Here is a 20449-nt window from a genome sequence, read left to right as displayed (position 1 = left end):
GGCTTCAATACGCGTTTTTTCCGGACACACCCAAGGATTCACCCATGGCTTCCAACACCAAGCAACAGAAACGCGCCAAGCGCGCCGCCTCCAAGGCCAAGCAGAACCGCATGGTCCGCGGCGGCCAGGCGGTCAAGGCCAGCGCTGGCGACAGCGCCAGTGTCGAGCAGGTGTACAACAAGGCCATGGAGTCCGGGAGCTATGACGCCCTGTTCGACAAGATGAAGGAGGCCCAGGAAACCAGCCTGGTGTCGATGATCTCGGTGTTCCTGGTCGATCCATTGCTGGCGCTGGTACTCAAGGGGCACAAGGAAGAGCACGCCACCGACTACATCGTCCTGGTGTTCACCGCTTACCGCGCCTGGCTCGATGGCGCCGATGAAGCGGCGACCATGGCCTGGCTGGAGAGCGACGAGTTCCAGGAAGCCTACGTGGCAGCGTCGGAGGCAGTGGCCAAGCAGCAGCAACAACAGAAGCAGTTCGGCTGAAGCTCAGCTTGCGCCCACAAAAAAACCCTCGGGTCGATCCCGAGGGTTTTTTTATGCCGCGCGATAACGATTACTGCAGGGAAGGCGCTTCGCCGGCTTCCTGCATGCGCTGCAGCTCCTGAGCGTACAGGGCATCGAAGTTCACCGGCGACAGCATCAGCGCCGGGAACGAGCCACGGGTCACCAGGCTGTCGAGGGTTTCACGCGCGTACGGGAACAGGATGTTCGGGCAGAACGCACCCAGGGTGTGGCTCATGGAAGCTGCATCCAGACCCGAGATCAGGAAAATGCCCGCCTGCTGAACTTCAGCGATGAAGGCGACTTCTTCGCCGTTCTTGACGGTAACCGACAGGGTCAGCACGACCTCGTGGAAGTCACCTTCCAGGGCCTTCTGGCGGGTGTTCAGGTCCAGCGCGACGCTGGGTTCCCACTGCTGGCGGAAGATCTGCGGGCTTTTCGGGGCTTCGAACGACAGGTCACGCACGTAGATGCGCTGCAGTGAGAATTGTGGGCTGTTCTCTTCGGCGGCGCCGTTGTTCTGTTGGTCAGTCATGGCAGATCCTTTTCTGAAAATGGTTGAAAGAGGCGTGAATCAGGCCTCGAGCAGGGCGTCGAGCTTGCCCGAGCGCTCCAGCGCAAACAAGTCATCGCAACCGCCAACGTGGGTGCTGCCGATCCAGATCTGCGGCACCGAGGTACGCCCGGCCTTCTGCGCCATCTCGGCGCGCAGCTGCGGCTTGCCGTCGACACGGATTTCCTCGAACGCCACCTGCTTGCTCGCCAGCAGTTGCTTGGCGCGCATGCAGTAGGGGCAGTAGTCGCTGGAGTAGACGATGACGGGCTTCATATCACTTCACCAGGGGCAGGTTATCGGCTTTCCAGCTGGACACACCACCGCTGAGCTTGGCAGCGGTGAAGCCAGCCTTGAGCAGCTCGCGGCAGATGGTGCCGGACTGCTGGCCCATCGCATCGACGATGATCAGGGTCTTTTCTTTGTGTTTTTCCAGCTCGGCAATGCGGCCGATGACTTTGTCCTGCGGAATGTTCAGCGCCCCGACGATGTGGCCGGCGGAGTATTCCTTGCTTGGACGGATATCGATCACCACGCCCTTCTCGGCGTTGACCAGCGCGGTCAGTTGGCCGTTGCTCAGGCTCTGGCCGCCGCGGCGGATTTCATTGACCAGCAGCAGGATCAGCAGGACGAAGAAGATCGCAACCAGGATGAAGTGATCTGTCGCGAATTGAATCAGGTGAGCAACCATCAGGGGTGTTCCAGGCGATTGAAAATGCCGGCCAGTATACACAGCCACCCATGCCCGCCAAAGCCCGCCGGGCCGGCTCGGAAACAGCCTTCATCTGCAACCCGTCGGGACGCTGGTCGTACGAACCGACGAATATTCGCCGTCGCTGGCCGATTTGCCCTAAAATGCGTGTCTTTATCATCTTTGAACAACCGTGAGTTTGATTGATGACGAGCACGCCCAAGCCCCTGGTCCTGATCATCCTGGATGGTTTCGGTCACAGCGAAAGCCCCGAATACAACGCCATCTACGCCGCCAACACACCGGTCTATGACCGCCTGCGCGCCACCCAGCCGCATGGCCTGATCTCCGGTTCCGGCATGGATGTCGGCCTGCCGGACGGGCAGATGGGCAACTCCGAAGTCGGTCACATGAACCTCGGCGCCGGCCGTGTGGTGTACCAGGACTTCACCCGGGTCACCAAGGCCATCCGCGACGGCGAGTTCTTCGAAAACCCGGTACTCACCGGCGCCGTGGACAAGGCAGTTGCAGCCGGCAAGGCCGTGCACCTGCTGGGCCTGCTCTCCGACGGCGGCGTGCACAGCCACCAGGACCACATCGTCGCCATGGCCGAACTGGCCGCCCAGCGTGGCGCCGAGAAAATCTACCTGCACGCCTTCCTCGACGGCCGCGACACCCCTCCGCGCAGCGCCCAGTCGTCCATCGAACTGCTCGACGCGACCTTCGCCAAGCTGGGCAAGGGCCGCATCGCCAGCCTGATCGGCCGTTACTACGCGATGGACCGTGACAACCGCTGGGACCGCGTCAGCGCCGCCTACAACCTGATCGTCGACAGCACCGCCGAGTACAGCGCAGACAGCGCCGTGGCTGGGCTGAAAGCAGCCTATGCACGCGATGAGAGCGACGAATTCGTCAAGGCCACGCGCATCGGCGAGGCGGTCAAGGTCGAAGACGGCGACGCGGTGATCTTCATGAACTTCCGCGCCGACCGCGCCCGTGAACTGTCGCGGGTATTCGTCGAAGCCGATTTCAACGAGTTCCCCCGTGCGCGCCTGCCGAAGCTCGCTGCCTACATCGGCCTGACCCAGTACTCGGCGAAGATCCCCGCCCCCGCGGCCTTTGCCCCAGCCAGCCTGAACAACGTGCTGGGCGAGTACCTGGCCAAGAACGGCAAGACCCAGCTGCGTATCGCCGAGACCGAAAAGTACGCTCACGTGACCTTCTTCTTCTCGGGCGGACGTGAAGAGCCGTTCGAAGGCGAAGAGCGCATCCTCATTCCGTCGCCGAAGGTCGCCACCTACGACCTGCAGCCTGAAATGAGCGCGCCGGAAGTGACCGACCGCATCGTCGAGGCCATCGAGCAACAGCGTTATGACGTGATCGTGGTCAACTACGCCAACGGCGACATGGTCGGCCACACCGGCGTATTCGACGCGGCGGTCAAGGCCGTCGAGGCGCTGGACGGCTGTGTCGGGCGCATCGTCGAGGCGCTGGACAAGGTCGGTGGCGAAGCGCTGATCACCGCCGACCACGGCAACGTCGAGCAGATGGAAGACGAGTCCACTGGCCAGGCGCACACCGCGCACACCACCGAGCCGGTACCGTTCATCTATGTCGGCAAGCGCAGCGTGAAAGTCCGTGACGGCGGCGTGCTGGCCGATGTGGCGCCTACCATGCTCAAGCTGCTGGGGCTGGAGAAGCCTGCCGAAATGACCGGAACATCGATCCTGATCGACGCTTGAGACTGCGCGTTGGGGCCGAGACGCAGCGCACCCTGACGTGATTTCCGGACAAACGCCCCGCCGCACCCGCAGCGGGGCGTTTTTTTTGCACGCTCAGGCGGGCATACTAGGCCAGTCTCCATCCCTGGTACGCCCGATTCCATGCGCCGCGCCCTCATACTCCTAGCCCTGTCATGCCTGCTCAGTCCGGCGTTCGCCGACGAGCGCGCGCAGACCCAGCAACAACTGGACGCCACTCGCCAGGACATCGCCGAGCTCAAGAAAATGCTGGGCAAGCTCCAGGAAGAGAAAGCCGGCGTGCAGAAAGACCTCAAGTCCACCGAGACCGATATCGGCAATCTCGAAAAGCAGGTGGAGGGTCTTCAGCAAGAACTAAAAAAGACCGAGGGCGAGCTGGAGCGCCTTGACCATGAGAAAAAAAAACTCCAGAGCGCCCGCGTTGAACAGCAACGACTGATCGCGATCCAGGCCCGCTCCGCTTATCAGAACGGTCGCGAGGAATACCTCAAGCTGCTGCTCAACCAGCAGAATCCCGAGAAGTTCGCTCGCACCCTCACGTACTACGACTACCTGAGCAAGGCACGCCTGGAACAACTGCGCACCTTCAACGAAACCTTGCGCCAGCTGGCCAATGTCGAACTGGAAATTTCCGGCCAGCAGGAACAGCTGATGGCCCAGCGCGCCGACCTCGACAGCCGCCGCCAGGCACTGGAGGCCGAACGCAGCAAGCGCCAGCAGGTACTGGCCAAGCTCAACAGCGACGTCAAGGATCGCGACCAGAAGCTCCAGGCCCGCGAACAGGACCAGGCCGACCTCGCCAAGGTGCTCAAGACCATCGAGGAAACCCTCGCCCGCCAGGCCCGTGAAGCCGAAGAAGCGCGGCAGAAGGCGCTGCTGGCCAAGCAGGAAGAAGAGAAGCGGCGCAAGGAACAGGCGCTGGCCGACGCTCGCCGCGACGAGCCGCAAGAGCCGCCGAAAAAGGCCCGCACCGTACTCGGCCCGCTGGTGTCCAGCGATGGCGCCAACTACGGTGGTGCATTTTCCGCCGCCCGTGGAAAACTTCCATGGCCAGTCAATGGTCGATTGCTGGCACGCTTCGGCGACACGCGAGGCGGTGATGCGCGTGCCAAGTGGGACGGCGTGATGATCAGCGCCAGCGCCGGCACTCAGGTGCGCGCCGTACATGGCGGGCGTGTGGTGTTCGCCGACTGGTTGCGCGGCGCTGGACTTCTGGTCATTCTCGACCATGGTAATGGCTACCTGAGCCTGTACGGCCATAACCAGAGCCTGCTCAAGAGCGCCGGCGACATCGTCAAGGCCGGGGAAGCCATTTCTACCGTCGGCGACAGCGGCGGCCAGGACAGCGCAGGTTTGTACTTCGCGATTCGCCAGCAGGGCCGGCCCACCGACCCTGCGCAATGGTGCCGAGGCTAGGCACCGCAACATTTACGGTCAGGCCCGACGGTGGGCCGCACCGATGCTCCCACGGGAGCACCTACAGGATCAGGAGTTCGTTCGACATGCTGCACTCGTCTCGCCTCACCCAGCTGGCCCTGACCATAGCTCTGGTCGTCGGCGCGCCCCTGGCCAGCGCCGCAGAGCCGGTCAAGCCCGCCAAGGCGGCTGCCGTGCCGGCCACCGAGGTGACGGCCAAGGCGCCGCTGCCGCTGGACGAACTGCGCACCTTCGCCGAGGTCATGGACCGCATCAAGGCAGCCTATGTCGAGCCGGTGGACGACAAGACCCTGCTGGAAAATGCCATCAAAGGCATGCTCAGCAACCTTGACCCGCACTCGGCCTACCTCGGCCCTGAAGACTTCCAGGAGCTGCAGGAAAGCACCAGCGGCGAGTTCGGCGGCCTGGGCATCGAGGTTGGCATGGAGGACGGCTTCGTCAAGGTGGTCTCGCCCATCGACGACACTCCGGCCTCACGCGCCGGCATCGAGGCGGGCGACCTGATCGTCAAGATCAACGGCGCCCCGACCCGTGGCCAGACCATGACCGAGGCCGTCGACAAGATGCGCGGCAAGATCGGCCAGAAGATAACCCTGACCCTGGTACGCGATGGCGGCACGCCCTTCGATGTGACGCTGGCCCGCGCGGTCATCCAGGTCAAGAGCGTGAAGAGCCAGTTGCTCGAGAACGACTACGGCTATATCCGTATCACCCAGTTCCAGGTCAAGACCGGCGAAGAGGTCGGCAAGGCGCTGGCCAAGCTGCGCAAGGATAACGGCAAGAAGCTGCGCGGCCTGGTCCTGGACCTGCGCAACAACCCCGGCGGCGTCCTGCAGTCGGCAGTGGAAGTGGCCGACCACTTCCTCACCAAAGGCCTGATCGTCTACACCAAGGGCCGTATCGCCAACTCCGAGTTGCGCTTCTCCGCCGACCCGGCCGACGCCAGCGAAGGCGTACCGCTGGTGGTACTGATCAACGGCGGCAGCGCCTCGGCTTCGGAGATTGTCGCCGGTGCCCTGCAGGACCAGAAACGCGGCGTGCTGATGGGCACCGACAGCTTCGGCAAGGGCTCGGTACAGACCGTGCTGCCACTGGCCAACGACCGCGCACTGAAGCTCACTACCGCGCTGTACTTCACCCCCAACGGCCGCTCGATCCAGGCACAGGGTATCGTGCCGGACATTGAAGTACGCCAGGCCAAGCTCACTGCAGAAGCCGACACGGACAACTTCAAGGAAGCCGACCTGCAGGGTCACTTGGGCAACGGCAATGGCGGCGCCGATCGTCCGACCGGCAGCAGCAAGCGTACCGAGCGCCCGCAGGACAACGACTTCCAGCTGAGCCAGGCGCTAAGCCTGCTCAAGGGCCTGAACATCACCAAGGGTGATTGATAACCACCATGCGTTTTCTGCTGTTCACGCTGTTCTGCCTGCTGGCCGGTACCGCACATGCGGCACCGGCCAAGGCCTACATGAGCATCATCATCGACGACCTGGGCCAGAACAGCGAGCGCGACAGCCGAACCCTCGCCCTGCCCGGGCCGGTCACCATGGCGATCATGCCCGACACCCCGCACGCCACCGACTTCGCCCGCCAGGCCCACAAGGCCGGGCGTACGGTGATCCTGCACATGCCCATGGACCCGGCCACCGGGCCCTATGCCTGGCATCCGGGGCTACCCATCGAGGAGCTGGCACGACGCCTCGACGCCGCGCTGCTCAAGGTGCCCTTCGCCGCAGGCATCAACAACCACATGGGCAGCCGCATGACCGCACAGCGCGACGCCATGGCCTGGTTGATGGGTAACCTGCAGGGCCGCGAGCTGTTCTTCGTCGACAGCCGCACCAGCGCCGCCACGGTGGCGGCGGCCGAGGCCCAGGCAATCGGATTGGCGCACGTCTCGCGGGATGTATTTCTGGATGACGTACGCACAACCGAAGCCATCGCCGGCCAATTGCGCCAAGGCATCGAGCTTGCCCGCAAGCAAGGTTCAGCGGTGCTGATCGGCCACCCCTACCCGCAGACTCTCGAAGTGCTCGAACGAGAGATGCCCGGGCTCAAGCGCCAGGGCATCGAGTTGATCGAACTGCGCCAGATGATCGCCGAACGCAGCAACCAGGCCATGTCGGCGCACGGTCGCAACGGTCGCTACAGCAACCGTTGATCGCTTGGCCGTTCAGAGCGCCTACAGGCTGTTGAAGGGAATGATGTCCTTGGCCTGGGCGTAGGTCAGGTTGCCCCGGTAGATGCTCAGCACCTGCCCCTCGCTCGCAGCCCTCATCTGCTCCCTGTAGCCCATCTTGCGCTGGCTCCAGAGCTTCAGATGGCCTTTGCCGAATGCCGTGGGCGCCGCCTGTGAGTCGGCGAAGTGGAAGTGCGCGGCCCACAGGGGCCGGCCTTTACTGTCGCCAGGTGACTTGAGCAGATTGATGCGGTATTCATCCAGATAGCCATCTGAAACCTGCTTGCGCGGCCCCACGTACTCAACCGTGATCAAGCCTTGCTGATGGAGAAAGCTCAGACCCCGGGCAGCGGGATAGCGCGTCTTGGTATAAAGCTCGATCAGGCATTCGCGCTTCTGCTCGCGCAACCGGATCACCGCGTCATCCAGGCGGCCTAACAGGCTGTCGGTGCTATCCGCGTCCGCCAATTGCTCGCGCAACTCCAGTACTTCAGCGATCTGCGCATCAAGCATCGAGATCAACCCGCTGTCCTGCGCGTCATTGCTTACCAATGCCTTGGCCTGCTCGATGACGCTCTCGTTTTGCGCCAATATGCCTTCGGCCAGTTCACGGCTTTTCCTCTCGAATTCCGGCGTCGAGGTCCGCGACTGCGACTCAGGCTCCGTGCTCTCGACCTCCTCTAACCAGGTCCCGCCTACCTTTTGAAACCGGTGCTGGATCTTGGTGCTGAACGCGCCCTTGACCTGCAATTGCGCCTGCCCATCGAGCATCACCTCTGTACCTAGCACTGTCTGACCTGCAAGGGTCCGCGCCACTTGCAGTACCCGCAGTGGATAAACCATTCGGCGCGAGGCCTGGGTTTGTCCGGAAGCTTGCTCACGCATGGCTTCTACCAGCGCATCGCCTGCCATCTTCTTCAGGCTCACCATCTGCTCTCTGTAGGCTGCCAGGCGCTGGGTATCGACCAGCCCGCTGCCCAGCTTGCTGATGCGGTCGCAGTTGAGAATCGCCGCCAGATACTCATCCCAGGCACCTTGCAGCACCTCGATGCGCTCGGCGATAGGCAGTTCGCAGAACATCGACAGATGGTGGGCATTTGCGGCTACACGCAAACGGTAGCTGGCAATCGCGTCGCGGAAGATCGTGTAATGCTGGCTGGCGGCACCCTCCTCGAAGCGAAGTGCCAGTTCGGCCAGGCTCATCGCCTGGAAGAAGCGAATCATGACCGTAGAAGTCTTGCGCGAGGCGATGACCTGAGCGACGGTGACCGAGCCCCTGCTCGATTGGATCTTGATATCGATATCGCTGACCGCCAGCACATGATCCATTTGGTTTGAGACCTCCATGATCCTTGGTTGGTCCAGGACCATGCCCTCGAGCAACTCTCGACACTTGGCATAGAGAACCGCGCGGTTTTCTGGCGTAGCTCCGCTCAGGTTGCGGACGATCTGGTCATACTCGCGGAAACTACCCACAGCCACCGCTTCATCCAGAAGGAACAGGCCATAGCCAATCAAGTCGTGACGTGCATTCGAAAGGGCTTGTCGCAGGTCCCTGCCATGGGCGGTTGTGCGCGTATAGTTGGGGTTATCCAGCAGCTCGACAATGCTCTGCTGCGCGCTGGCTTGGTGCTCGAACATGGAATAGACCAGCTCGACACGCTGCCGGCGCAGGTCCTGCATCGCGCGCAATAGCTCATCGCGCTTTGCTGTGTACAGTTCGGACAACGTCTTGAATCGGGAGAGGTCTTCCGGGTTCGTGGGAGGAGGTTGGTTCAATGTTTCCTCCAGCTTCACGATCTTGGCCCGCAGCTCCTGGATCTGGCTGTTCTGTCTCAGGTACTCAGGAATCGGCTTGTTTGCCTCAAGCAAATGATGCTCCACCTCTTCCAGCGACTTTTGGATCGTAGCGGCAATCTTCTGGCGCAGCCGTTCCTGCGCAGCGCTGCGTCCACGCCCACCGCCCCCCTGCAACCGTGTATCGATGCGCCAGCCACCGCCATCGTTGTGCAGGCAAGGTCCTGACGTCAGGTCAGGCCCCACGATTCTCACCACCCCTTCATGGAGAACGACCTGATAGACCTCTTGCCCCAGCTTGACGTAGTACCTGCCCTCGACGGCAGTCAAGCCCGCCGTTGCGCCTTGCGTGTCGGGCGCGTGTCCAGCCAGCGATACCTCGACCGCCAATTCGCGCACGCGACTGCGTTGAGAAGCCGAAAGTCCGTTGAGGCCGCCAGCCCCACGCCACGAAAAGTCCAGGTGTGTCTGCGTGGTGCCGTACAAGTCACGCACCAGCCCCGCAGGCTTGCGTTCAGGCTCCGGCAGCGGGTGAAGCGCTACGTCCTGCGCCGCGGGCAGTTCTTCGAGCGACGTAACATCGTACTGCGGCCCCAGCACAGTGTTCCTGGGGGTCTGCAGATGGATCAATGCCATCAAGGTATTGTTCAAAAGGTCGATCACGGCCTGAATGCGTTCCCCCGTGCTGTCACTGCCAAGCCCCTGTACATCGCTGGCCAGGCTGCGGATGCCCATGTACAGCCAGGCAATCGAAACCACCGGGCCTGGCAGCACAGGCAATACCGCATTGAGCAGCTCCCAGCCAAACGCGATCACTACCCCCCACCGCAACTCGCTGTTGCTCACCGCCGAACGGTCGGCCAGCTCGACCAACACCTGATGCCGCGCCTGGAACATCCGTGCGTCGATGTCCTGCTCCCAGAATTCCAGCGCCAGTTGAGCAGGATCAGGCTTGTCCAGTGGACTGAAGGGGTCGAACACCCAGTGCGGCAGGTGAGGTTCGTTGAATCCCCCATTGTCGTAGACAGGACGCTCGCTCTGATCCATCCACATCAGCGCGAGGTTCTGTAGTTTGCCAGGCTTGCGGATGGCCCCCATCAAGGTATCGACGTCCTTGAAGACATGGACCGCGCCGTCTGTGTACACAGGGCAATACAGCACACCCTGGCCGGAGTCGACGATTTCAATGACATAGAAACCGTGCACTCGATCCACTTTCTTCGAGGTCGGAGAACGCCTGAAGGCCAAGGGTGCAATTCTCACCCCGGCCGCTTGCGCGTCTCCATCGCGACAGAAGCGGGCGACTGCACCATAGGCAAACGTATCCAGGCGATTGACCACCACCGCCCGAGCGGTATCGAACATCAAAGTGATACGCCATTGGCGACCGAAACGGGCGGTACGTTCGGCGTTGTCGGTGGCATCGGCGAGCAGGTCGTTGACGTAGGTCGGGTAGGTACCGCCGATATCGACGCGTGCGACCAGTTCACGGATGTAATCGACATTCATCCAGTCCATGATCAACTGTTCATTACGGTGGGCGATGTGTGTCACCACGCCACCCTGCGAAGCAGCCAGCCGACTGATGGCCAGCTCGGCCAGGGTCAAGGTACGGCTGTCGATCTTTTGCCCAAAACCCAGGCCATGACCGTCGCTGACAAAGGTGTCGATGGTCAGGAGCAGATCATCGGCAAAGTAGTTGGCATCGACTGGATGATCGGCAAGCATTTCCTCGCGAAGACGACGGGCTGCATAGGTGTGCAGATCATCCACCCCTTCCATGGCGCGCTCACCACCGTCACTCCCCTGCAACAGCGTCAGATCGAGCATGGCCTGCAAATAGGTGGCCTGCCCCTCAGCCCCGGCCCTCCGAATCCCAGCAGGTAGCGACAGGGCAACCGGCTTGGCAGGCACATTGCTGCGCTGAGCAAAAAAACGCGAGGGGTCAAAGGCACCATCGACCCGGCGCTCCAGCTCGGCGACGCTATCAGCCGCCCCCCAGCGCACACGCGACTGACGCTCGAGCAGGACCTCCAGCAGCAACCCGCTTTGCAGGGCGAACGCATCCCCCTCCGACGTGAAACCACTCCAGCTCATACGATCGAACTCGCAACGCCGCGCCATCTGCAACTGCAGCCCTCGGCCGAAGGCACTCAGTGACTCGAAGCTACGCACCTCTCCATCCGGCTGGCACCAAAAGACCAGCGGACGAGGTGTGTCGAGGGTCGTCACCAGTAAGCCGGGCAACAGTTCACTGCTTTGTCGATCGCCCAAGTGCATCTGCACGCGAACGGCCTGCACCTCGACGTTACGCGTGTTCCCCAACAGCAGTTGGCGCAGGCAGGCGCGCTCGGCCTCCTCAAGGTCAGCCTCGTCCAGGCCTTGCAGCAGGCTGGCACGCAGCACTTGCTGCAACCAGAGATCCCGGTTGCCCTGGCCGTCGCCATTCCAGTAGCCGATCTGCGCCTGCTGCAGATAGTGGGGCAACAGAGGCAGCATCTTGTCGAGCGGTTCGACCAGCTTCTCGGGCTTGATCAGGTCTCCATCACTGGTTTCGAAGGGCGACTTGATGGCGAAGAGGCGTTGGTACGGATTCAGGCTCAGCGCATAAGCGCCCATGCTGGCGAAATCCACGCGCTTGCCATCGAGCACCAACTGCAGCAGATGGTCGATCAGCAACTCAGTGCGGTAGGTGTCATCTGCGGTGGAGCAAAGCAGCGAGAGTGGCTGTGCAGAAGTCATCTCGGGGCGATGAATCGCGATCAGCGGATACTGCTCGACGATTATCTTCATGACCTGCTGGTCGAGCACTTCGCGCAAGGTCGGTCGATTAGCGAACTGCGCAGCGACTGCGCTGTACAGGTCGTAGGGTGGGTAACTCACGGAGGTAGTAGACATGCTCAAGGCTCGTTGTGAAATGAAGCCAAAGCCTCCGCGCCAGTCGATATCACTGGGAGGTACATAATGCTTTTGCGCACCGGTTGACCATGGGCAACGGCAATCGCCGGTCCGCCCCAACGTGACCGCCCGCTGAAGAAAAAAGGGCCCTGTCATTCGACAGAGCCCTTTTCCCAACGATACGCCGCCTAAGCGATCAGCTGTAGACACGCCCCAGCAACTGGCGGTGGCTTTCGAACTGATCGAGCACATCGCGCACGATCTGCTCAGGCAGGAAGCCCATCAGGTCGTACTCCTGGCTGCCGTTGTGCAGGTACACCTCGGCGCGGTAGAAGCGCTGGCGCACTTCTGGTTCGCCCCCGGCAGACGCCTCGCTCGGTGCCGCCAGGTAGCCGTCCAGGCTGACTTCATAAACGAACGGGTTGCCCTCTTCCATCATCACCCGCACGCCCATCATGTTGCGCGACTGACCGACACGGGTCTCCACCTCGAAGCCCAGGGCGCGCAGTTGTTCCGCCGCCTCCTTGAGGGCCGGGCTGACCTGTTTGTCCATGAAGCGCTGCACCACCGCCTGGGTCGGCTCAAGCTCCAGTTGCGTGAGGCGCTCGCTGAAGCCGCGACGGCCACGGGCAGCCAGCTCCGCGCGCTCCTGCTCGACCGCGACATCCTGCTTCATCGCCTTGTACAGGCCGAACATGAACAGCACCAGCACCACCGAGAACGGCAGGCCGGCCAACACCACCATGGTCTGCATGGCTTCGAAGTTGCCGGCGAACAGCAGACCGATGGTAACCAGGGTGATGATCACCGACCAGAACACCACCATCCAGTGCGGCGCATCCTCGTCGACCTGGCCGCCTTTGCACGAAAGGTTGGCCATCATCACCGCGCCCGAGTCGGCTGGGGTGAGGAACAGCACGAAGCCGACGAACACCGCCACACCGATCACGATCTTGGCCGCCGGGAAGTACTCCAGCAACTGGTAGATCGACATCGAGGGCTGCTCCAGCGCTGTCTTGCCCAGCTCAACGGCGCCCTGGTTGATCACCAGGTCCAGCGCGGTGTTGCCGAAGATCGACAGCCACGCCAGGGTGAAGCCCAGCGGGATCAGCAGCACGCCGCTGACCAGCTGGCGCACGGTACGACCCTTGGAGATACGGGCGATGAACATGCCGACGAACGGGCCCCAGGAGATCCACCAGGCCCAGTAAAACACGGTCCACAGGCCCAGCCAGCGCTCGGACTTGCCGGCCTCGCCTTCATAGACATACAGGTCGAAGGTCTTGAGTACGATGCCGTTGAGGTAGTCGCCGACGTTCTGCACGAAGCCGTTGAGCAGGTGCAGGGTATTGCCGCCGAGCAGGACGAAGATCAACAGCCCGCTGAACAGCATGATGTTCAGGTTGGACAGGCGGCGAATGCCGTTTTCCACACCCGAGACCGCGGCTACGGTGGCCACACCGGCCATCACCAGAATGACCACCAGCAGATTGGTCTTGCTGTGATCCATGCCGAACAGGTACTCCAGGCCCGAGGAGACCTGCATCGAGCCAATACCGAGGTTGGTCACCAGGCCCAGCAGGGTGACGAACATGCCGAAGATGTCCACGGCATTGCCGGCCGCGCCCTTGACCCAACGCTCACCGACCAGCGGGTACAGCGCCGAACGCAGCGCCAGCGGCTGGTTGTGGCGGTAGGCGAAGTAGCCCACGGCCAGACCCACCAGGGCGTAGATCGCCCAACCGTGCAGGCCCCAGTGCAGAAAGGTCAGTTGCAGGCCCTGGCGCGCAGCCTCGAGGCTGGCAGGGGTGCCTTCCGGCGGATTGAAATAGTGGTCCAGCGGTTCGGATGCGCCGAAATACAGCAGCGAAATGCCAATACCGGAGGAGAACAGCATGCCGGCCCAGGCGCCGTAGCTGAAGTCGGGCTGGTCGTCCTTGCCGCCCAGCTTGAGCTTGCCGTAGTCGGAGAAGGCCAGGTAGACGACGAACACGAGGTAACCGCAGATCACCAGCATGTAGTACCAGCCGAAAGTGCGCGTCAGCCATTTTTGGGCCACGCCCAGCACCTGGCCGGCGGTTTCGGGTACAGCGATAAGCAAGGCAGTCAACGCGAGGACCAGCAGCGCGGAGGTGAGGAACACCACGCGGTTGACCCGAACCCTCTCGGCGGGGGGCTTTGTCAGGGAGGCAGAACTCATTGCACGAATGCTCCGGGCAGTACGGCTGTGGAGGCTAATCAGTCATTTCCCGCGCAATTGGTGCAATAGCTCCACTGCGTCAGGTGTTATAAAAGCACCTTGGAAACCGTGATCCCGAATCGAAACGCTGCAAAAAAACAGACCGGCGGACTGCACCTGAGCGCCTTCATCCTCACTGGATGCGCGCATTGGTCACAGCTCGCCTGACCCGCTCCAAGGGTCGTCCGCGCGGTCATCGACCGCTCGGCAGAATCTGTCCATGCACCGTTCTTGCCCGTCAACGCCTTGTATTCCGGGGGTTACACGTTTTCCTGGGGTGTCAATCCGTGCCTTCTCGACCGCCTGAAAGACTGTCAATGGCACAAATTGTCGCAGAGCTTATTCTTTATTGATTGAACGTTCAATCAAAACAAAATAGACTGGCCCTCGCCGAGTCGGATGCGTGTTGTCCGCTCGCAGGCCTGAGGAGATAGCAAGATGCCCAAGGTCGGTATGCAACCCATCCGCCGCCAGCAGTTGATCGACGCCACATTGCAGGCTGTCGACCAGGTCGGCCTGGGAGATGCCAGCATTGCGCTGATTGCCCGTTTGGCCGGTGTGTCGAACGGCATCATCAGTCACTACTTTCAGGACAAGAACGGCCTGATAGCAGCGACCATGCGCTACCTCATGAATGCGTTGAGCGAAGGCACCGTCGCCCGCCGACAAGCCCTCACCGACGACAGCCCGCGGGCGCACCTGAGAGTGATCGTCGAAGGCAACTTCGACGCAAGCCAGGTCAGCGGCCCGGCAATGAAAACCTGGTTGGCCTTCTGGGCCGCCAGCATGCACCAGCCGTCCTTGCACAGGTTGCAGCGGATCAACGATCACCGCCTTTACTCCAACCTGTGCTGCCAGTTCCGTCGTGTCTTGCCGCTCTACCATGCACGCAAGGCTGCTCGCGGGCTGGCGGCCCTGATCGACGGCCTGTGGCTGCGTGGTGCGCTCTCGGGCGACGCGTTCGACACCGAGCAGGCAATACGGATCGCCTACGAATACATGGATCTACAACTGGCTAAGCAGCACGACCTGGCTACCAACCCCCAGGCGGCTGAACGATCGCACGCAGCGACTGCCCAACCGGCAGGAGCACGACGCGGCTAGCCAATCACACACTGCACTTGCGAGGACTCTATGGCCCGTTTCGGAACGCAAAAACTCTACATCGATGGTGGTTATGTCGACGCTGGCAGCGATGCCACTTTCGAAGCCATCAACCCGGCCACCGGCGAAGTCCTTGCCCACGTCCAGCGTGCGACCGAGGCTGACGTCGAGCGCGCCGTCGAGAGCGCCGAACGTGGCCAGAAAGTCTGGGCCGCGATGACCGCCATGCAGCGTTCGCGCATCCTGCGCCGCGCCGTCGACATCCTGCGCGAGCGCAACGACGAGCTGGCCATGCTGGAAACCCTGGATACCGGCAAGTCGTACTCCGAAACCCGCTACGTCGACATCGTCACCGGTGCCGATGTGCTGGAGTACTACGCAGGCCTGATCCCGGCCATCGAAGGCGAGCAGATCCCGCTGCGCGAATCGTCCTTCGTCTACACCCGCCGCGAGCCGCTGGGCGTGACTGCCGGTATCGGCGCGTGGAACTACCCGATCCAGATCGCCCTGTGGAAGTCTGCGCCAGCCCTGGCCGCCGGCAACGCGATGATCTTCAAGCCGTCTGAAGTCACCTCGCTGACCACCCTGAAGCTGGCCGAGATCTTCACCGAAGCCGGTCTGCCGGATGGCGTGTTCAACGTCCTGACCGGCAGCGGCCGTGAAGTCGGCACCCTGCTGACCGAGCACCCGCGCATCGAGAAAGTCTCCTTCACCGGCGGCACCACCACCGGCAAGAAAGTCATGGCCAGCGCTTCGAGCTCCTCGCTCAAGGAAGTGACCATGGAACTGGGTGGCAAGTCGCCGCTGATCATCTGCGACGACGCCGACCTGGACAAGGCCGCCGACATCGCGATGATGGCCAACTTCTACAGCTCCGGTCAGGTCTGCACCAATGGCACCCGCGTGTTCGTTCCGGCAGCGATGAAAGCCGCGTTCGAAGCCAAGATCGCCGAACGCGTCGCCCGCATCCGCATCGGCAACCCGGAAGACGAGAACACCAACTTCGGTCCGCTGGTCAGCTTCGCGCACATGGAAAGCGTCCTGGGCTACATCGCCAAGGGCAAGGAAGAAGGCGCCCGCGTGCTGTGCGGCGGTGAGCGTCTGACCGAAGGCGCGTTCGCCAAGGGCGCCTTCGTCGCCCCGACCGTGTTCACCGACTGCCGCGACGACATGACCATCGTCAAGGAAGAGATCTTCGGCCCGGTGATGAGCATCCTCACCTACGAAACCGAAGAAGAAGTCATCCGCCGCGCCAACGACACCGAGTACGGCCTGGCTGCGGGCGTATGCACCAACGACATCACCCGCGCACACCGCATCATCCACAAGCTCGAAGCCGGTATCTGCTGGATCAACGCCTGGGGTGAATCGCCAGCCGAAATGCCGGTTGGCGGCTACAAGCAGTCGGGCGTCGGCCGTGAAAACGGCGTCAGCTCGCTGGCTCAATACACTCGCATCAAGTCGGTGCAGGTCGAGCTGGGCGGCTACAACTCGGTCTTCTAAGACCGGTCTGGCCACGCCCGTGACATTGCGCACGGGCGCTCCCGCTCCCTGAACACTGCCAACGAGGGTACTTTGCATGTCCCAAGAATTCGATTACATCATCGTCGGTGCCGGTTCGGCCGGTAACACCCTGGCCACCCGCCTGACCGAAGACGCCAACGTCTCGGTGCTGCTGCTGGAAGCAGGCGGCCCCGACTACCGCTTCGATTTCCGCACCCAGATGCCGGCGGCCCTGGCCTTCCCGCTGCAAGGCCGCCGCTACAACTGGGCCTACGAGACCGACCCTGAGCCACACATGGATGGCCGCCGCATGGAATGTGGCCGCGGCAAGGGCCTGGGTGGCTCCTCGCTGATCAACGGCATGTGCTACATCCGTGGTAACGCCATGGACTTCGACGGCTGGGCTGAACTGCCAGGTCTGGAAGACTGGACCTACCTCGACTGCCTTCCGTACTTCCGCAAGGCCGAAACCCGCGACATCGGCCCGAACGACTACCACGGCGGCGACGGCCCGGTCAGCGTTGCCACGCCAAAAGCTGGCAACAACCCACTGTTCCATGCCATGGTCGAAGCCGGTGTACAGGCCGGTTACCCACGCACCGAAGACCTCAACGGCTACCAGCAGGAAGGCTTCGGTCCGATGGACCGTTCGGTGACCAAGAACGGTCGTCGCTCCAGCACCGCCCGTGGCTACCTGGACCAGGCCAAGAAGCGCCCTAACCTGACCATCGTCACCCACGCCCTGAGCGATCGCGTACTCTTCGAAGGCAAGCGCGCCGTGGGTGTGACCTATCTGGTCGGTGACAGCGAAGAGCGCGTCGAAGCCCGTGCCCGCAAGGAAGTCATCGTCAGCTCCGGCGCCATCGCTTCGCCGCAGTTGCTGCAGCGCTCCGGTGTCGGCCCGCGCGCCCTGCTGGAGAGCCTCGACATTCCGGTGGTCCACGACCTGCCGGGCGTCGGCGAGAACCTGCAGGACCACCTGGAACTGTATCTGCAGTACGCCTGCACCCAGCCGGTGTCGCTGTACCCCTCGCTGCTGTGGTGGAACCAGCCGGCCATCGGTGCCGAGTGGCTGTTCAACGGCACCGGCATCGGCGCCAGCAACCAGTTCGAGGCCGGTGGCTTCATCCGCACCCGTCCTGAGTTCGAATGGCCGAACATCCAGTACCACTTCCTGCCGGTGGCGATCAATTACAACGGCTCCAACGGCGTGAAAGAACACGGCTTCCAGGCGCACATGGGTTCGATGCGTTCGCCAAGCCGTGGCCGTATCCAGGCCAAGTCCAAGGATCCGCGCCAGCACCCGAGCATCCTGTTCAACTACATGGCCACCGAACAGGACTGGCAAGAGTTCCGCGACGGCATCCGCCTGACCCGCGAGATCATGGCCCAGCCGGCGCTGGACCCGTATCGCGGTCGCGAAATCAGCCCAGGCGCGCACGTGCAGACCGATGAAGAGCTGGACAAATTCATCCGCGAGCACGCCGAAACCGCGTTCCACCCGTCCTGCTCGTGCAAGATGGGCACCGACGACATGGCGGTGGTCGATGGCGAAGGCCGCGTGCATGGCATGCAAGGCCTGCGCGTGGTCGATGCGTCGATCATGCCGATCATCATCACCGGCAACCTCAACGCCACCACGATCATGATCGCCGAGAAAATCTCCGACAAGATCCGTGGCCGCAAGCCATTGCCACGCAGCACGGCCAAGTACTACAAGGCCAACGGTGCGCCGGTGAAGGGCAAGCCGATGCGTGAGGTCAAGCAGGCGTAATCCTGCACCGGCCTCTTCGCGGGCAAGCCCGCTCCCACAGGTACTGCACAAGTCTTCATGCCTGTGGTGAATCTGTGGGGGCGGGCTTGCCCGCGAAAGGGCCCGCATAGTCAGCACAACAAAAGGCACCCACCGCGGTGCCTTTTGTACATCTGCAGAAACGCTTTACATGCTGGCAATTCATCAGGTTAGAATCGATTGGCACGCGACTTGCCAGTCAAGTCATCTTTCTGCGATATCCCGGAGTACCTGCCTTTGGATGCCAGCACCATCAACAGCCTGTTCCTGATCGGCGCACTGCTGGTGGGCGCAAGTATCCTGGTCAGCTCTCTGTCGTCACGTCTGGGCATCCCTATCCTGGTCATCATCCTCGCGGTCGGCATGGTCGCCGGTGTCGATGGTGGTGGCATCATTTTCAACAACTACCCGACCGCCTACCTGGTGGGCAACCTCGCGCTGGCCGTGATTCTGCTCGACGGCGGCCTGCGCACGCGGGTGGCGAGTTTCCGCGTGGCCCTCTGGCCAGCCTTGTCGCTGGCCACGGTGGGCGTGCTCATCACCACCGGCCTTACCGGCATGGTCGCTGCCTGGCTGTTCGACCTGAGCCTGATCCAGGGCCTGCTGATCGGTGCCATCGTCGGCTCTACCGACGCCGCGGCGGTGTTCTCGCTGCTCGGTGGCAAAGGCCTGAACGAACGGGTCACGGCAACGCTCGAGATCGAGTCGGGCAGCAACGACCCGATGGCGGTATTTCTCACCGTCACCCTGATCGACATGATCGCCAGCGGCCAGACCGGCCTGCACTGGAGCCTGCTGACCCACCTGCTGCGCGAGTTCGGCATCGGCGGCCTGCTGGGTCTGGGCGGCGGCTGGCTGATGCTGCAACTGGTCAACCGCATCAACCTGGCCGGCGGCTTGTACCCGATCCTGGTGGTCGCCGGCGGCCTGGTGGTGTTCTCGCTGACCAACGCCCTGCACGGCAGCGGTTTCCTTGCCGTCTACCTGTGCGGCCTGGTGCTGGGCAACAAGCCGATCCGCAGCCGCCACGGCATCCTGCACATGCTCGACGGCATGGCCTGGCTGGCGCAGATCGGCATGTTCCTGGTGCTGGGGCTGCTGGTCACCCCGCACGACCTGCTGCCCATCGCACTGCCCGCCCTGGGGCTGGCGCTGTGGATGATCCTCTTCGCCCGCCCACTGTCGGTGCTGGCCGCATTGCTGCCGTTCAAGGCTTTCCACGGGCGCGAAAAGGGCTTCATTTCCTGGGTTGGCCTGCGCGGCGCGGTACCGATCATCCTTGCGGTGTTCCCGCTGATGGCGGGCCTGCCGGATGCGCAGTTGTTCTTCAACCTGGCGTTCTTCATCGTGCTGGTGTCGCTGCTGGTGCAAGGCACCAGCCTGCCGTGGATGGCCAAGTTGCTGAAGGTCACGGTGCCGCCAGATCCAGCGCCGATCTCGCGCTCGGCGCTGGAAGTGCACATTACCAGCGAGTGGGAGCTGTTCGTCTACCGCCTGGGCGCTGAAAAATGGTGCATCGGCGCAGCCCTGCGCGAGCTGAAGATGCCCGAGGGCACGCGTATCGCCGCGCTGTTCCGTGGCGAGCAATTGCTGCACCCCTCGGGCAGTACCGTGCTGGAGGTCGGCGACATGCTTTGCGTAATCGGCCACGAGCACAACCTGCCCGCCCTGGGCAAACTGTTCAGCCAGGCGCCACAGCGCGGCCTGGACCTGCGCTTCTTCGGCGACTTCGTCCTCGAAGGCGATGCCGAACTCGGTGCGGTGGCAGCGCTTTATGGCCTGAAACTCGACGGCCTGGATGCGAAAATGCCGTTGGCGCAGTTCATCCGACAGAAGGTCGGAGGCGCTCCAGTCGTAGGCGACCAGGTCGAATGGCACAGCACGATCTGGACGGTCGCGACCATGGACGGGAACAAGATCCAGAAAGTGGGCGTCAGATTCCCCGAAGGAACCCGGCCCGGCCCGGGGCTGTTCCTCTAAACTCCGT

Annotated in this window: 14 protein-coding genes; 9 read left to right on the top strand and 5 right to left on the bottom strand. The window is 62.6% G+C overall.

Features of this window, described 5'->3' with window-relative positions; translation table 11 throughout:
- Window positions 1-44: 44 nt before the first annotated feature.
- Window positions 45-488: a hypothetical protein gene (locus ACNFHO_RS11770; RefSeq protein WP_063541575.1), complete on the top strand. Its 444-nt coding sequence runs from the start codon at window positions 45-47 to the stop codon at window positions 486-488.
- A gap of 70 nt (window positions 489-558) precedes the next feature.
- Here ACNFHO_RS11770 and secB read toward each other — a convergent pair whose 3' ends face one another.
- From secB to ACNFHO_RS11755, 3 genes are read right to left on the bottom strand one after another with little or no spacing between them, the layout of a single operon-like run.
- The gene (secB, locus tag ACNFHO_RS11765) at window positions 559-1041 is read right to left on the bottom strand and encodes a protein-export chaperone SecB (protein ID WP_054891215.1); all 483 of its coding nucleotides are present in this window, start codon (window positions 1039-1041) and stop codon (window positions 559-561) included.
- A gap of 39 nt (window positions 1042-1080) precedes the next feature.
- Complete coding sequence (gene grxC, locus ACNFHO_RS11760; protein ID WP_054891214.1) at window positions 1081-1335, bottom strand: glutaredoxin 3; 255 nt, start codon at window positions 1333-1335, stop codon at window positions 1081-1083.
- Between the two features lies 1 nt (window position 1336).
- A complete protein-coding gene (locus ACNFHO_RS11755; protein ID WP_054891213.1) occupies window positions 1337-1750 on the bottom strand; it encodes a rhodanese-like domain-containing protein in 414 nt (137 codons plus the stop codon).
- A 206-nt stretch (window positions 1751-1956) separates the two neighbouring features.
- Here ACNFHO_RS11755 and gpmI point away from each other — a divergent pair, with 206 nt between their 5' ends.
- The 4 genes from gpmI to ACNFHO_RS11735 all read left to right on the top strand — a co-directional run bounded on the left by gpmI (window position 1957) and on the right by ACNFHO_RS11735 (window position 7111).
- Window positions 1957-3492 carry a 2,3-bisphosphoglycerate-independent phosphoglycerate mutase gene (gpmI, locus tag ACNFHO_RS11750; protein WP_416766371.1) on the top strand — a complete coding sequence of 512 codons (1536 nt, stop codon included), beginning with the start codon at window positions 1957-1959 and terminating at the stop codon, window positions 3490-3492.
- 141 nt (window positions 3493-3633) lie between these two features.
- Window positions 3634-4926 (top strand): murein hydrolase activator EnvC family protein, encoded by a 1293-nt coding sequence (locus tag ACNFHO_RS11745; protein ID WP_054891211.1) that lies wholly within the window; start codon window positions 3634-3636, stop codon window positions 4924-4926.
- Between the two features lie 86 nt (window positions 4927-5012).
- Window positions 5013-6338, top strand: coding sequence for a S41 family peptidase (locus ACNFHO_RS11740; RefSeq protein WP_054891210.1), 1326 nt, complete (start codon window positions 5013-5015; stop codon window positions 6336-6338).
- Between the two features lie 8 nt (window positions 6339-6346).
- Window positions 6347-7111, top strand: coding sequence for a divergent polysaccharide deacetylase family protein (locus ACNFHO_RS11735; RefSeq protein ID WP_416766369.1), 765 nt, complete (start codon window positions 6347-6349; stop codon window positions 7109-7111).
- Window positions 7112-7132: 21 nt separating this feature from the next.
- Here the strand turns inward: ACNFHO_RS11735 and ACNFHO_RS11730 are convergent, their stop codons facing one another.
- Complete coding sequence (locus tag ACNFHO_RS11730; protein WP_416766367.1) at window positions 7133-11824, bottom strand: dermonecrotic toxin domain-containing protein; 4692 nt, start codon at window positions 11822-11824, stop codon at window positions 7133-7135.
- Between the two features lie 196 nt (window positions 11825-12020).
- The gene (locus tag ACNFHO_RS11725; RefSeq protein WP_054891207.1) at window positions 12021-14024 is read right to left on the bottom strand and encodes a BCCT family transporter; all 2004 of its coding nucleotides are present in this window, start codon (window positions 14022-14024) and stop codon (window positions 12021-12023) included.
- Window positions 14025-14501: 477 nt separating this feature from the next.
- Between ACNFHO_RS11725 and betI the strand changes: the two genes are divergently transcribed.
- From betI to ACNFHO_RS11705, 4 genes are all read left to right on the top strand, one after another.
- Entirely contained in the window at window positions 14502-15167 is a 666-nt protein-coding gene (gene betI, locus ACNFHO_RS11720; protein WP_054891206.1) for a transcriptional regulator BetI, read from the top strand.
- A gap of 30 nt (window positions 15168-15197) precedes the next feature.
- A complete protein-coding gene (gene betB / locus ACNFHO_RS11715; RefSeq protein ID WP_112899397.1) occupies window positions 15198-16670 on the top strand; it encodes a betaine-aldehyde dehydrogenase in 1473 nt (490 codons plus the stop codon).
- A 76-nt stretch (window positions 16671-16746) separates the two neighbouring features.
- Entirely contained in the window at window positions 16747-18444 is a 1698-nt protein-coding gene (gene betA / locus ACNFHO_RS11710; protein WP_054891204.1) for a choline dehydrogenase, read from the top strand.
- Window positions 18445-18699: 255 nt separating this feature from the next.
- Window positions 18700-20442: a potassium/proton antiporter gene (locus ACNFHO_RS11705; protein WP_054891203.1), complete on the top strand. Its 1743-nt coding sequence runs from the start codon at window positions 18700-18702 to the stop codon at window positions 20440-20442.
- Window positions 20443-20449 lie beyond the last annotated feature (7 nt).

It is taken from the genome of Pseudomonas sp. NY15374 (assembly GCF_048068255.1).
Taxonomy (GTDB): domain Bacteria; phylum Pseudomonadota; class Gammaproteobacteria; order Pseudomonadales; family Pseudomonadaceae; genus Aquipseudomonas; species Aquipseudomonas machongensis.
The sequence above is the reverse complement of the archived record's forward strand: the minus strand, read 5'-3'. Positions and strand labels throughout refer to the sequence as shown.